Annotated in this window: 12 protein-coding genes; 5 read left to right on the top strand and 7 right to left on the bottom strand. The window is 72.8% G+C overall.

The window, feature by feature from the left end; genetic code table 11:
* Positions 1-29 precede the first annotated feature (29 nt).
* Positions 30-1,814, bottom strand: coding sequence for a biotin carboxylase N-terminal domain-containing protein (locus HCC30_RS05485; RefSeq protein WP_169440919.1), 1,785 nt, complete (start codon positions 1,812-1,814; stop codon positions 30-32).
* 427 nt (positions 1,815-2,241) lie between these two features.
* Here HCC30_RS05485 and HCC30_RS05480 point away from each other — a divergent pair, with 427 nt between their 5' ends.
* Positions 2,242-2,682, top strand: a complete 441-nt coding sequence (locus tag HCC30_RS05480) for a hypothetical protein (RefSeq protein WP_169440917.1) — start codon at positions 2,242-2,244, stop codon at positions 2,680-2,682.
* 368 nt (positions 2,683-3,050) lie between these two features.
* Here the strand turns inward: HCC30_RS05480 and HCC30_RS05475 are convergent, their stop codons facing one another.
* The 6 genes from HCC30_RS05475 to HCC30_RS05455 all read right to left on the bottom strand — a co-directional run bounded on the left by HCC30_RS05475 (position 3,051) and on the right by HCC30_RS05455 (position 8,650).
* Positions 3,051-3,239 carry a YbdD/YjiX family protein gene (locus HCC30_RS05475; protein ID WP_169441411.1) on the bottom strand — a complete coding sequence of 63 codons (189 nt, stop codon included), beginning with the start codon at positions 3,237-3,239 and terminating at the stop codon, positions 3,051-3,053.
* 71 nt (positions 3,240-3,310) lie between these two features.
* A complete protein-coding gene (locus HCC30_RS05470) occupies positions 3,311-5,470 on the bottom strand; it encodes a carbon starvation CstA family protein (RefSeq protein WP_346776522.1) in 2,160 nt (719 codons plus the stop codon).
* 242 nt (positions 5,471-5,712) lie between these two features.
* Entirely contained in the window at positions 5,713-6,348 is a 636-nt protein-coding gene (locus HCC30_RS05465) for a Maf family protein (RefSeq protein ID WP_169440913.1), read from the bottom strand.
* 37 nt (positions 6,349-6,385) lie between these two features.
* Entirely contained in the window at positions 6,386-6,517 is a 132-nt protein-coding gene (locus HCC30_RS28965) for a hypothetical protein (protein WP_277347945.1), read from the bottom strand.
* Between the two features lie 145 nt (positions 6,518-6,662).
* On the bottom strand, positions 6,663-6,875 hold the full coding sequence (locus HCC30_RS28435; RefSeq protein WP_346776521.1) for an acyl-CoA carboxylase epsilon subunit: 213 nt from the start codon (positions 6,873-6,875) through the stop codon (positions 6,663-6,665).
* A gap of 176 nt (positions 6,876-7,051) precedes the next feature.
* A complete protein-coding gene (locus HCC30_RS05455) occupies positions 7,052-8,650 on the bottom strand; it encodes an acyl-CoA carboxylase subunit beta (RefSeq protein WP_169440909.1) in 1,599 nt (532 codons plus the stop codon).
* 290 nt (positions 8,651-8,940) lie between these two features.
* Here HCC30_RS05455 and HCC30_RS05450 point away from each other — a divergent pair, with 290 nt between their 5' ends.
* From HCC30_RS05450 to HCC30_RS05435, 4 genes are all read left to right on the top strand, one after another.
* Positions 8,941-9,858 (top strand): biotin--[acetyl-CoA-carboxylase] ligase, encoded by a 918-nt coding sequence (locus HCC30_RS05450; RefSeq protein WP_169440907.1) that lies wholly within the window; start codon positions 8,941-8,943, stop codon positions 9,856-9,858.
* 217 nt (positions 9,859-10,075) lie between these two features.
* Complete coding sequence (locus tag HCC30_RS05445) at positions 10,076-11,245, top strand: adenylate/guanylate cyclase domain-containing protein (RefSeq protein ID WP_169440905.1); 1,170 nt, start codon at positions 10,076-10,078, stop codon at positions 11,243-11,245.
* 135 nt (positions 11,246-11,380) lie between these two features.
* Positions 11,381-12,184 carry an enoyl-CoA hydratase-related protein gene (locus tag HCC30_RS05440; protein ID WP_169440904.1) on the top strand — a complete coding sequence of 268 codons (804 nt, stop codon included), beginning with the start codon at positions 11,381-11,383 and terminating at the stop codon, positions 12,182-12,184.
* Positions 12,185-12,274: 90 nt separating this feature from the next.
* A complete protein-coding gene (locus HCC30_RS05435) occupies positions 12,275-13,483 on the top strand; it encodes a diguanylate cyclase (protein ID WP_169440903.1) in 1,209 nt (402 codons plus the stop codon).

Below are 13,483 nucleotides of genomic sequence, written 5' to 3'. Positions count from 1 at the left end.
GACGCCACGGCCCTCGCGGTGTTTCGGTGTCAGTCCTTGATCTCGCAGATGACGGTGCCCGCCGAGAGCGAGCCGCCGATCTCCGCCTGCAGGTCCTTGACGGTGCCGGAGCGGTGCGCGTTCAGCGGCTGCTCCATCTTCATCGCCTCCAGGACGACGACGAGTTCGCCCTCCTCGACCTGCTGGCCCTCCTCGACCGCGACCTTGACGATCGTGCCCTGCATCGGCGAGGCGAGCGCGTCACCGGAGGCCGCCGAGCCGGACTTCTTGCCCGCCTTGCGCTTCGGCTTCCGCGCCGCGCCGGCAGCGGCGGCACCGGGCGCCGCCGTCACACCCAGCGACGAGGGCAGCGACACCTCCAGACGCTTGCCGCCGACCTCGACGACGACGGTCTCGCGGCCGCCCTCGCCGTCCTCCTCCTCGGCACCGCCGGCCGGGGCGAAGGGCTTGATGTCGTTGACGAACTCCGTCTCGATCCACCGGGTGTGGACGTCGAACGGGGCGTCGGGGCTGCCGTTCACCTCGGGCGCGAAGGCCTTGTCCGCGACCACCGTGCGGTGGAACGGGAGGGCCGTGGCCATGCCCTCGACGGTGAACTCCTCCAGCGCCCGCGCCGCCCGCTGAAGCGCCTGCTGCCGCGTCGCGCCGGTGACGATCAGCTTCGCGAGCAGCGAGTCCCAGGCGGGGCCGATGACCGAACCGGACTCGACGCCCGCGTCCAGCCGGACGCCGGGACCGGCCGGCGGGTCGAACTTGGTGACCGTGCCGGGGGCGGGAAGGAAGTTGCGTCCCGGGTCCTCGCCGTTGATCCGGAACTCGAAGGAGTGGCCGCGCAGTTGCGGGTCGTCGAAGCCGAGCTCCTCGCCGTCGGCGATCCGGAACATCTCGCGGACCAGGTCGATGCCGGTGATCTCCTCGGTCACCGGGTGCTCGACCTGGAGGCGGGTGTTGACCTCCAGGAAGGAGATCGTGCCGTCCTGGCCGACGAGGAACTCCACGGTGCCGGCGCCCGCGTAGCCCGCCTCGCGCAGGATCGCCTTGGACGCGCGGTACAGCTCCTCGTTCTGTTCCTGGCTCAGGAACGGCGCGGGCGCCTCCTCGACCAGCTTCTGGTGGCGGCGCTGGAGCGAGCAGTCACGGGTGGAGACCACGACGACGTTGCCGTGCTTGTCCGCGAGGCACTGCGTCTCCACGTGCCGCGGACGGTCCAGGTACCGCTCGACGAAGCACTCGCCGCGGCCGAACGCGGCCACCGCCTCGCGCACCGCCGAGTCGTACAGCTCGGGGACCTCCTCCAGCGTGCGGGCGACCTTCAGGCCGCGGCCGCCGCCGCCGAAGGCGGCCTTGATGGCGATGGGCAGGCCGTGCTCCTCGGCGAAGGCGACGACCTCCTCCGCGCCGGACACCGGGTCCTTGGTGCCCGCGACGAGCGGGGCGCCCGCGCGCTGCGCGATGTGCCGCGCGGCGACCTTGTCACCGAGGTCGCGGATGGCCTGCGGGGGCGGGCCGATCCAGGTGATGCCCGCGTCGATGACGGCCTGCGCGAAGTCGGAGTTCTCGGACAGGAATCCGTAACCGGGGTGGATGGCGTCCGCGCCCGAATCGGCCGCGGCCTTCAGCACCTTGTCGAAGTCCAGGTAGCTGGCGGCCGGGGTGTCACCGCCCAGTGCGAACGCCTCGTCGGCCACGCGGACATGCAGCGCGTCCCGGTCCGGCTCCGCGTAGACGGCGACGCTCGCGATGCCCGCGTCCCGGCAGGCCCGGGCGACACGGACGGCGATTTCGCCGCGATTAGCGATGAGCACCTTGCGCACGATGTCTCCCTACTTGGCGCTGCGCCGCAACAAATTACGAGGCGAGTTTAGGTACTGACGACACACACGCCGAGCTCGTATGGGGGGTGAGCTTGCCCACACAGAGTGTTACCCGAGTCCGCAGCGACCCCCGCCCTTCCTTGTCCCACCAAGGTACGCCGCCTTCGGTAATCCGCTGGTCATCATTCTGTGTGGTCAAGGTCTCTGTCCGGTCGGGGAGCTGAACCTCCCGCGTCTTTGTGGGAACCCTACGAACGCCGGACGGAATCTTTGCTTTCGGTCCGTCCTCTTGCCGGGGGTGATACCCGTAAGTAGCGTCGGTGCGCGCAGCGACGTACTTCCGGTAACGGGCGGCATTCCGCCGGGCTTCCGGCCGGACGTACGCGCGGACGGTGAGTCGGCCGCCGGGCCGGTGACGAGGAAGCAGGTGGGGCGGGTGGCAGTCAGACGCCCGGTGGCCGCGGTGGCGGCGCTGGTCCTGGTGGTCGAGGCGGTGGGGATCGTCTTCCTCAACCTCGTGCTGGGGCTGGTCGTCGACGACCAGGCGATGTCCCTCGCGGGGCTCGCGCCGCACGCGATGTCCGTCTCGACGTGGATCGCCGGCGCCCTCTTCGGCGCCTATCTGCTGCTCTGCGCGGCGGTTCTGCTCCGCACGGCCCTCACCGACAAGGCTCCCGCGGGCTTCTTCCGCATCCTGCTGATCAGCGCGGCGGTCGTGCACGGGCTGCTGGGCGCGGCGACGGTCGGCCTCGTCGGCTGGCTCGCCTTCCTCTTCATGATGCTGGTGCTGGGCGCGCTGGTCTGGACGCTGGTCTCTTACGGCGAGGGCCGGCCGGCCGCGGAGGAGACGCCGGCTGCGGCGAGTTGAGGTCCTGCGGGCCGCGTTGCGTTCGGTGCATCCCGGGGTGCGGGTGCGTCGTGGCTCGGGGTTCGCGCAGTTCCCCGCGCCCCTTTTCGCGGGCTCACCCCGCGCGGTGCCGTTGCGTTCAACGGGGTTGTTCTGCGCCGCCGTTGACGGGTGCGGCGCCGTCGTGGCTCGGGTCTTGCGCAGTTCCCCGCGCCCCTTTCCTGGGCTCACCCCGCTTGGGAGGTCTGCGCCGAGGCGTAGGGCCGGCAAGCGTAGGCCCGCCACGGTGCGGGGGACGTTTCGTCCAACGGGGTGCCCCTGTAGGTCCGTTGACGGGTGCGGCGCCGTCGGGCGCGGTCGCGCAGTTCCCCGCGTCCCTTTCGGGGCGCTCAGCAGCAGCGGCCGCCCTCTCGGGGGTCCTGGTCGCGGCGGTCCGTGCGGTGGTGTTCGAACTCGCGGCGGGTCATGACCCGGGTGTGCGGGTCCCGTTCGCGGGCGCGGGCCGCGTACCGCTCGTACGCGTGCTCGCCGTTGAGTTCGCGGACGTACCAGAGCAGCCAGGCGCCGGCGTGCCGCAGCCGCGCGGCGGCGCCGCCCCCCGCCCTGAGGCGGGGTGCGGCGCCGGGGTCGTGCGGAAGGGCGGCGCGGGTCACGGCGCGGCTCCGTCGGAGCCCGCGGTGGCCGCGGCCAGTTCGCGCTTCTCCTCGGCGGTGGCGATCAGCCCGGAGGGGGCCACCAGCTTCGATTCCACGTACTCGTCCTCCCGGGTGGGCAGCGATCCGCCCCCGCGGACCGCCTTGACGCACACGACGGCACAGGCCACGACGATGACGAGGGTCAGTACCGCGAACACCGCCGACAGTGTGCCGGTGACGGTTGAATTGTGGACCACGGTCCGCATCTCGTCGAGTGAACCTGCCGGGGCCAGCACCTTGCCCTGCTCCAGCGCGTCCTGGTACTTGCCGCGCTGCGCGAAGAAGCCGACGGTCGGGTCGGCGGAGAAGACCTTCTGCCAGCTCGCCGTCATCGTGACCGCGAGTGCCCAGAGCAGCGGAAGTCCCGTCACCCAGGCCCACTTGAGCCGCCCGGCCTTGATCAGCAGCGTGGTGGCGACGGCCAGCGCGATGGACGCGAGGAGCTGGTTCGCGGTGCCGAACAGCGGGAAGAGCTGGTTGATCCCGCCGAGCGGGTCGGTGACGCCGACCCACAGGAAGTAGCCCCAGGCGAGGACGACGAGGGCCGAGGTGATCCAGATGCCGGGCTTCCAGGTCTTGTCGCGGAAGCGGGGGATCATGTTGCCGAGGGTGTCCTGGAGCATGAAGCGGCCGACGCGGGTGGCGGCGTCGACGGCGGTCAGGATGAACAGCGCCTCGAACATGATGGCGAAGTGGTACCAGAAGGACATCATGCCCTCGCTGCCGAACGCCTTCGCGAGGATGACGGCCATGCCCACCGCGAGCGTCGGCGCCCCGCCCGTCCTGGCGACGAGGCTCTCCTCGCCCACCTGGTCGGCCATGGACTGGAGTTGGTCGGGCGTGATGTGGAAGCCGAAGCCCTGCACGGCCTGCGAGGCCGACTGGAGGCTGTCGCCGAGGACGCCCGCCGGGGCGTTCATCGCGTAGTACAGGCCCGGGTCGATGACGCAGGCGGCGACCAGCGCCATGATCGCGACGAAGGACTCCATCAGCATCGAGCCGTAGCCGATGAGCGGGACCTGGCTCTCCTTCTCGATCATCTTCGGGGTGGTGCCCGAGGAGATCAGCGCGTGGAAGCCGGAGAGCGCGCCGCAGGCGATGGTGATGAACGCGAAGGGGAACAGCGAACCGGCGAAGACCGGCCCGTTGCCCTGGGTGGCGAACTCGGTCAGCGAGGGCGCCGCCAGGTCGGGGTTGGCCAGCAGCACGCCGACGGCGAGCAGCACGATCGTGCCGACCTTCATGAACGTCGACAGGTAGTCGCGCGGCGCGAGCAGCATCCACACCGGCAGCACGGACGCGACGAACCCGTAGACCACCAGGCAGATCACCAGCGTCCTGGGGGAGAGGACGAACATCTCGCCCCACGGCGCCTCGGCGACCCAGCGGCCGCTGACGATCGCGAGCAGCAGCAGTCCGACCCCGATCAGGCTGATCTCGGCGACCCGGCCGGGGCGCAGATAGCGCAGGTAGACGCCCATGAAGAGGGCGATCGGGATGGTCATCGAGATCGAGAAGGTGCCCCAGGCGGACTCGGCCAGGGACTGCACGACGATCAGCGCGAGCACCGCGAGGATGATGATCATGATCGCGAACACGGCGATCAGCGCGGCGATTCCGCCGACCCGGCCGATCTCGTCCCGCGCGATCTGGCCCAGCGACTTGCCGTTCCGCCGCATCGAGAAGAAGAGAACGACCATGTCCTGCACGGCGCCGGCCAGGATCACGCCGACGATGATCCAGATCGTCCCCGGCAGATAGCCCATCTGCGCCGCGAGCACCGGGCCGACCAGCGGCCCCGCGCCCGCGATGGCGGCGAAGTGGTGGCCGAAGAGCACCCGCCGGTCCGTGGGGTGGAAGTCCACGCCGTCGTCGTGCCGTTCGGCCGGGGTGGCCCGGGTGTCGTCGGTGACGAGGACCTTGCGGGCGATGAAGCGGGCGTAGAACCGCTGCGCGATGAGGTACGAGCCGACGGCGGCGGCCACGATCCAGATCGCGGAGATCTTCTCGCCCCGCGACAGCGCGAGCGCCGCCCAGCCCGCCGCTCCGACGGCGGCCACGCAGATCCAGACGGCTGTGCGCGGGAGGGTGCGTCCGGTAGTACGCGGGGCTATGTCCGGTGGCGAGTTTCTGGACACTCCGTCGTGCCTTTCGATCGGTGGCCGCAGCACCGCGCGGAGGCCGCCCGGAACTGCGTGTGCGTTGCACGGGCGATGCTAATCAGGCACGACGGACCTGAAGATCTCGATTGAGCGACGTTTCTCCCGGTAAGCCCACCCCTCAACATCCGTTCCGGGACGGCGATTTCCGGCCGCCCGGAACATCGGGAGGAAACGGGCGGAGCCCGGCGTCCGACTCAGACCCAGAGGTCGGTGACCGGGGTGCCCAGCTCGCCGAGCAGCCTGCGCAGCAGGGGCAGCGACAGCCCGATGACGTTCCCGTGGTCGCCCTCGATCCGCTCGACGAACGGCGCGGAGCGCCCGTCCAGCGTGAACGCGCCCGCCACGTGCAGCGGTTCGCCCGAGGCCACGTACGCCGCGATCTCGGCGTCCGAGGGTTCGCCGAAGCACACCGTGGTGGAGGCGGTGGCCGAGGCGCGGTCGCCGCTGCGCGCGTCGATCACGCAGTGGCCGGTCTGGAGCACGCCGCTGCGCCCGCGCATCGCCTTCCAGCGGGCCGTCGCCTCCTCGGCGTCGGCGGGCTTGCCCAGCGCGGCGCCGTCCAGCTCCAGCACCGAGTCGCAGCCGATCACCAGCGCGTCCGCCGCCTCGGGGCGCCCGGCCACGGCCGCGGCCTTCGCCTCGGCCAGCAGCAGCGCCAGTTCGTGCGGGGTGCTCGCGGACAGCGCGTCCTCGTCGACGCCGCTGACGATCACCTCGGGCGCCATCCCGGCCTGCCGGAGCAGCCCGAGCCGGGCGGGTGAGGCGGAGGCGAGAACGAGACGGCGGGCCGGTCCTGCGGCGGGGGTGGTGTCCGTGGTCATGGCCGTCATCGTAGGGAACCCCCGGCGGCCGGACGATGCCGGGCGTTCAGTGGATGCCGGTGGTCAGCAGCAGGGCGAGCAGGGCGACGACGGGCAGCAGCCACCCCAGCCGGCGGAGCTTCGCCTCGGCGGCGCGCAGCTCCCGCGGCGGCTCGTCGCGTGGATCGGACCAGAGCATCAGTCCATCGTGCGCCGCCCCGCCGCGCCCGCGCCTGAGTACGCGTACTCAGGCCGCGCCCCGGTCCTGCCCGATGCCGGGCAGGACGGGGACGGTCCGTCACCGGACGGTCACCCCGGACCACCGGTGACGCGCAACTCCCGCCTCAGGCGGGCCAGTACGCCGTGCGCCAGGCCGTCGGGCCCGGGTGCGGCACACGGCGCGGGACCGTGCGGGCCGGGTCGGACCACTCGGTGTGGCGGGCGGCCGCGCCCGCCGCCCCGGCCAGGGCCGCCAGCTCACCGGCGGCCCTGGCCCGGACCACCGCCAGCGCGGCGGCCAGTTCCTCCGGGGTCGGATTGCCGCGCACGACCTTGATCGGCGGGATGGGCGGGTGCTCCCCGGGGCCCGGTGTCTGTGCGGATGCCTCGGTGGGCTCGTGGGTCTCGTGGGACTCCGGCATCGTGGACGCCTCCTCGCGGTCCTGCGGGCCTTGCGTCGGACTGCTCGACGTGCCCGCGCGCCGCTCGCTCGCGGTGCGCGGGCACGAGGTGCTTACAGCGGGATGTTGCCGTGCTTCTTCGGCGGCAGCTGCTCGCGCTTGGTGCGCAGCTGCCGTAGTCCGCGCGTGATGTGCCGCCGCGTCTCCGACGGCATGATCACGGCGTCCACATACCCGCGTTCGGCCGCGGTATACGGGTTGAGCAGCGTGTCCTCGTACTCCTGGGTGAGCTCGGCGCGCAGGTCCTCGCGCTCGTCCTCGGGGGCGGCGGCGAGGGTCTTGCGGTGCAGGATGTTGACCGCGCCCTGCGCGCCCATGACGGCGATCTGCGCCGTGGGCCAGGCGAAGTTGAGGTCGGCGCCCAGGTGCTTGGAGCCCATCACGTCGTACGCGCCGCCGAACGCCTTGCGGGTGATGACCGTGATCAGCGGGACGGTGGCCTCCGCGTACGCGTAGATCAGCTTGGCGCCGCGGCGGATGATGCCGTCGTACTCCTGGTCCGTGCCCGGCAGGAAGCCCGGCACGTCGACGAAGGTCAGCACCGGGATGTTGTACGCGTCGCAGGTGCGGACGAAGCGCGCGGCCTTCTCGCTCGCGTCGATGTTCAGGCACCCGGCGAACTGCATCGGCTGGTTGGCGACGACGCCGACCGACTGGCCCTCGACCCGGCCGAACCCGGTGATGATGTTCGGCGCCCACAGCGCCTGCGTCTCCAGGAACTCCCCGTCGTCCAGCACGCCTTCGATGGCGCTGTGCATGTCGTACGGCTGGTTCGCGGAGTCCGGGATGAGGACGTCCAGCTCGCGGTCCTCGTCCGAGGTCTCCAGATCGGCCTCCTCGGGGAAGACCGGCGGCTCGGACAGGTTGTTCGACGGCAGGTAGGACAGCAGGCCCTTGACGTACTCCACCGCGTCCTTCTCGTCACCCGCCATGTGGTGCGCGACGCCGGAGGTGGTGTTGTGCGTCCGGGCGCCGCCCAGCTCCTCGAAGCCGACGTCCTCGCCGGTGACGGTCTTGATGACGTCCGGGCCCGTGATGAACATGTGCGAGGTCTGGTCCACCATCACCGTGAAGTCCGTGATGGCCGGGGAGTAGACCGCGCCGCCCGCGCACGGGCCCATGATCAGGCTGATCTGCGGGACGACGCCGGAGGCGTGCACGTTCCGGCGGAAGATCTCGGCGAACAGGCCCAGCGCGACGACGCCTTCCTGGATGCGCGCGCCGCCGCCGTCGTTGATGCCGATGACCGGGCAGCCGGTCTTCAGCGCGAAGTCCATGACCTTGACGATCTTCTCGCCGTACACCTCGCCGAGCGAGCCGCCGAAGATCGTGAAGTCCTGCGAGTACACGCAGACGGGACGGCCGTCGACGGTGCCGTACCCGGTGACGACGCCGTCGCCGTAGGGGCGGTTCTTCTCCAGGCCGAAGTTGGTCGAACGGTGCCGGGCGAACTCGTCCAGCTCCGTGAACGAGCCCTCGTCGAGCAGGAGATCGATCCGCTCACGGGCCGTCAGCTTGCCCTTCGCGTGCTGCTTCTCCACCGCGCGCTCCGAGCCCGCGTGAGTCGCCTCGGCGGCACGGCGCTCGAAGTCCGCGATCTTGCCCGCGGTGGTGTGGATGTCGGGGCTGTGCTGTTCACGCGGCTCGGACATCAGCGTGCGGCTCCTACTCGTTCGTCGGGCGTGAGAGTGGTGCGTGAGGGGACCGGTCGGAACTGTCGTCGGACGGCTACGTGCGGCTACCGCCGATTACTGGTTCGTAGGCTATCGGCGCTGGGCCGATTCGGCGGTGCGGCGTTGGTCACGGTCCGACCCGCCCAATTCCCCACGCCCCCACCCTTCCCCCCTTTCTCGGACATCCCCTCCGGCGGCTCACCGGGGGCGGAACCCGGACGTCCGCATGGCTCGGCGGCGGGCGGCGACGGGCCGCCTACGCTGGCCCGATGACGCCGAACTCGCCGAACTCGCCCGACGGTCCCGGCAGCCAGGACGGCCCCGAGGACGCGGACCGCCCCGCGAGCCGCTGGACCGACCTCGACCGCCCGCCGCTCGACGCCGCCGCCCTGCGCCGCGCCCTGCTCCGCCCCGACGCGCTGTGGACCGCGCTGGAGGTGGTGCAGCGGACCGGCTCCACCAACACCGACCTCGCCGAGCGCCTCCGCGCCGGGGAGCGCCTGGACGAGGGCACCGTGCTCGTCGCCGAGGAGCAGACGGCCGCCCGGGGCCGGCTCGACCGGCAGTGGAGCGCCCCGCCCCGCTCCGGGCTGTTCGTCTCCTTCGTGCTCAAGCCCGCCGTCCCGCAGGACCGTTGGGGCTGGCTGCCGCTGCTCGCCGGGGTCGCCACGGCCTCCGCCGTCGCCCGCACGGCCGGGATCGACACCGCGCTGAAGTGGCCCAACGACCTGCTCGCCGACGTCGGGGGCGAGGAGCGCAAGGTCGGCGGCATCCTCGCCGAACAGGCGGGCGAGGGCACCGTCGTGCTCGGCCTCGGCCTGAACGTCTCCCTCAAGGCCGCCGAACTCCCCGTCCCCACGGCCGGTTCGCTGACCCTCGCGGGCGCGCACGCCGCCGACCGCGACCCCCTGCTCCGCGCCGTCCTCCGCTCCTTCGACGACTGGTACGGCCGCTGGACGGCGACCGGCGGCGACCCCACCGAGAGCCGTCTGCTGGAGGCCTACGCGGCGGGCTGCTCCACCCTCGGCCGGACGGTGCGGGCCGAACTCCCGGGCGGCGAGCACCTGACGGGCGAGGCCGTCGCGGTGGACGGGGACGGACGGCTCGTCCTCGCCACTGAGCAGGGAGTTCAGCGTCCGGTGGGGGCCGGGGACATCGTGCATCTCCGCCCGGCGCCGGGAGAGTGAGCCAGCCCACAGCTGCCGTATTGTGGACAGCCGGTGGGCGCGGTACGGGTTCGTACGGCGGTGCGGTTCGCCGCCCCGGCGGTACGGAAACGGCGCGCCTCCTCGGCGCGGTACGCGGGCCGGGGCGGCCCGGACGGGCAGGACCGCGAAGAACGCCGAGCACACAGAACGGAAGGGCAGTGCGCAGGGACGACCGGACCTCGCGGAGGGGCGGGCAGTGACCGTGGACGAACCGGACACCCCCGCCACCGGACCCGAGCCAGAGCCGACCGGACCGCAGCCGGCCGGCCGGGAAGCGGCGGAGCCCGCGGCCCCGGCGGAGCCCGCCGAACCGGCCGACGCACCCGCCCCCGGCGGCGCACGCAGGGGGACGGAGGACGACCCCAGCGCGCTCGGCATCGAGGAGCTGATCCTCGGCTCGGAGCGGCAGTACAACCCGTTCCAGGCGGCCCGCGCGGCGGGCGTCTCGATGGAGCTCGCCTCCCGCTTCTGGCGCGCGATGGGCTTCGCCGACGTCGGCCAGGAACGCGCGCTCACCGAGGCCGACGTCCTCGCCCTGCGCCGCCTCGCCGGTCTCGTCGAGGCGGGCCTGCTGAGCGAGGCGACGGCGGTGCAGGTCGCGCGCTCCACGGGCCAGACCACGGCCCGGCTCGCCGACTGGCAGATCGACTCCTTCCTGATGGGCCTCACCGAGCCCCCCGAGCCCGGCATGACGCGGAACGAGGTCGCCTACCCGCTGATCCAGCTGCTGCTGCCGGAGCTGCAGGAGTTCCTGGTCTACGTCTGGCGCCGGCAGCTGGCCGCGGCCACCGGACGCGTCGTGCAGGCGATGGACGACGAGGACACCGTGGACCGGCGGCAGGCCATCGGCTTCGCCGACCTCGTCGGCTTCACCCGGCTCACCCGCCGCCTGGAGGACGACGAACTCGGCGAACTGGTCGAGGCGTTCGAGACCACGGCCGCCGACCTGGTCGCCGCGCACGGCGGCAGGCTGATCAAGGCGCTCGGCGACGAGGTGCTCTACGTCGCCGAGGAGGCGGGCACGGCGGCCGAGATCGGGCTCCGCCTGATCGAGACGATGAGCAACGACGACACGATGCCGGAGCTCCGCGTCGGCATCGCCTTCGGCACCATGACGACCCGCATGGGCGACGTCTTCGGCAACACCGTCAACCTGGCCAGCAGGCTGACGTCGATAGCGCCGAAGGACACCGTGCTCGTCGACGGCGAGGTGCGGGCCGAGCTGATCGCGGCCGAGGAGGCGCCGGAGTCGGAGAAGGAGGCGGCCGAGGAGCCCGGCTTCCGGTTCGCGCTCCAGCCGCTCTACCAGCGCCCGGTCCGCGGCCTCGGCGTCGTCGAGCCGTGGATGCTCACCCGCCGCCCCTGAGCCGCCGCTGACCTGCACCGCCGCCCGTACGGCCGTCCCCCTGCCGGGAGTTGGTCCGCGATCACCCCTGCCCGGTGTCGGTGGCGGGACGTAGAGTGGGCGCCGATGTGAGCGAGCGTTAACCGGGAGGCCGAGATGGTCAGCGAAGAGCGGTACGGCGAGTGGGTGCTGGTCCGCAGGGACAGCGGGACGCATGTGGCGGAGCTCGTCCTCGACCGGCCCCGCGCGATGAACGCGGTCTCCACCGAGATGGCCCGCTGCATCAGCGACGCCTGCGCGGCCCTCGCCCAGGACAAGGACGTCCGCGCGACGGTCCTCACCTCCTCGAACGCGCGCGCCTTCTGCGTCGGCGCCGACCTGAAGGAACGCAACGCGCTGAGCGACGAGGAGCTGGCGCAGCAGCGCCCGTACACCCGCGCCGCGTACACCGGCGTGCTCGATCTGCCGATGCCCAGCATCGCCGCCGTGCACGGCTACGCGCTCGGCGGCGGCTTCGAACTCGCCCTCTCCTGCGACGTGATCGTCGCCGACCCGACGGCCGTGGTCGGGCTGCCCGAGGTGTCCGTCGGGGTCATCCCGGGCGGCGGCGGCACCCAGCTGCTGCCCCGCCGGGTCGGCGCCGCGCGCGCCGCCGAACTGGTCTTCACCGCGCGCCGGGTCGAGGCGGCCGAGGCGGCCGGCATCGGCCTCGTCGACCAGCTCGTCGAGGAGGGCGAGGACGGGGAGCAGGCGCTCGCCCTCGCCGCCCGGATCGCCGCGAACTCGCCGGTCGGGCTGCGCGCCGCCAAGCGGGCGCTGCGCACCGGCTGGGGCATGGCGCTGCCCGACGGGCTGGAGGCCGAGAACGAGGCGTGGCGCGAGGTCGCCTTCTCCGGGGACCGCGCGGAGGGCGTCGCCGCCTTCAACGAGAAGCGGAAGCCGGACTGGCCGGGGGAGTGAGCCCCGCGCCCGCGGCCGGCGAGCACGGGCGGTGACACAGGGTGAGGGGTGAGGCAGCGGTACGCGGCGCGGGCTCTTAGCCTTGGCCGTATGGGTGAGGACGCGCGGCTGCGGGCCGTGGTCGGGCTGGCGCAGGCGATGGCCGCCGCGCAGGCGGCGGCACGTCCCGCGTCCCCCGAGGGGCGGTCCGTGCCCCCGGGCGATCTGCTCGCCGACCGGCACCGGGACGTCGTGCACGCGGCGGCGCTGGGCGCCAGGTCCGCGCTGGACGGCTCCTTCGCCGCGGTGTCGGTGTGGGAGCGCGAGCGGGGCAGGCTGCGGGTCCTGACGAACGTGGGCGAGCTCGCCGGGGACGAGCGCGAGTTCCCCGAGGACGAGTCGTACCCGGTGCACGACTTCCCCGAGGTCACCGAGTTCCTGCACGAGCGCTGGGCCGGGGGTGTGCAGGAGCAGCGGGCCTGGGTCGAGACCCGCGAGGGCGCGCACGCGGGCACGGGCGCGTACTGCCACCAGCGGGTCGCCGCGCTGCGCCGCCGGGGCCGGGGCAGCTGTGTCGTCGCGCCGATCGTGCTGCACGCCCGCGCCTGGGGCGAGCTGTACGTCGCCCGGGGCGTGGACGCGCCCGTCTTCGGGCCGGAGGACGCCGACTTCGCGACGGTCCTCGCCGCGATCGTCGCCGCGGGCATCGCGCAGAACGAGCGGCTGGAGGAGGTGCGGCTGCTCGCCTTCACCGACCCGCTGACGGGCCTGGCCAACCGCCGCGCCGTCGACATACGGCTGGACGACGGCCTGGCCGAGCACCGCGTCGAGAACACCGTCGTCTCCCTCGCGGTCTGCGACGTCAACGGCCTGAAGCGGGTCAACGACACCTACGGGCACGAGGCGGGCGACCGGCTGCTGGAGCGCTTCGGCTCGGTGCTGTCGCTGTGCGCCGCGATGCTCCCCGGCACGCTCGCCGCCCGGCTCGGCGGCGACGAGTTCTGCCTGCTCGCGGTCGGGCCCACGGCCGATGAGATGGTCCGCGTCGCCGAGGAGGTGTGCCGCCGGGCGGCCGGGCCGGCCGGGAGCGAGGGCGTGGCCTGCGGCGTCGCGTCCACGGGCGACCCCGTCGGGGAGGTGCGCTCGGGGCGGCGGCTGTTCCGGCTGGCGGACGCGGCGCAGTACCGGGCGAAGTCGACGCGGGCCACGAAACCGGTGGTCGCGGGCCGGGACGGCGGCGTCTGGGACCCCGTCGTCCGCCTCGCCGACGCGCCCGCCGACCCGGGCACCGGCGAACGCCGCCGCTTCCGCGGCTCCTGA

Origin of the sequence: Streptomyces sp. HNM0574 (assembly GCF_012726235.1) — a bacterium.
Classification (GTDB): Bacteria; Actinomycetota; Actinomycetes; order Streptomycetales; family Streptomycetaceae; genus Streptomyces.
The sequence above is the reverse complement of the archived record's forward strand: the minus strand, read 5'-3'. Positions and strand labels throughout refer to the sequence as shown.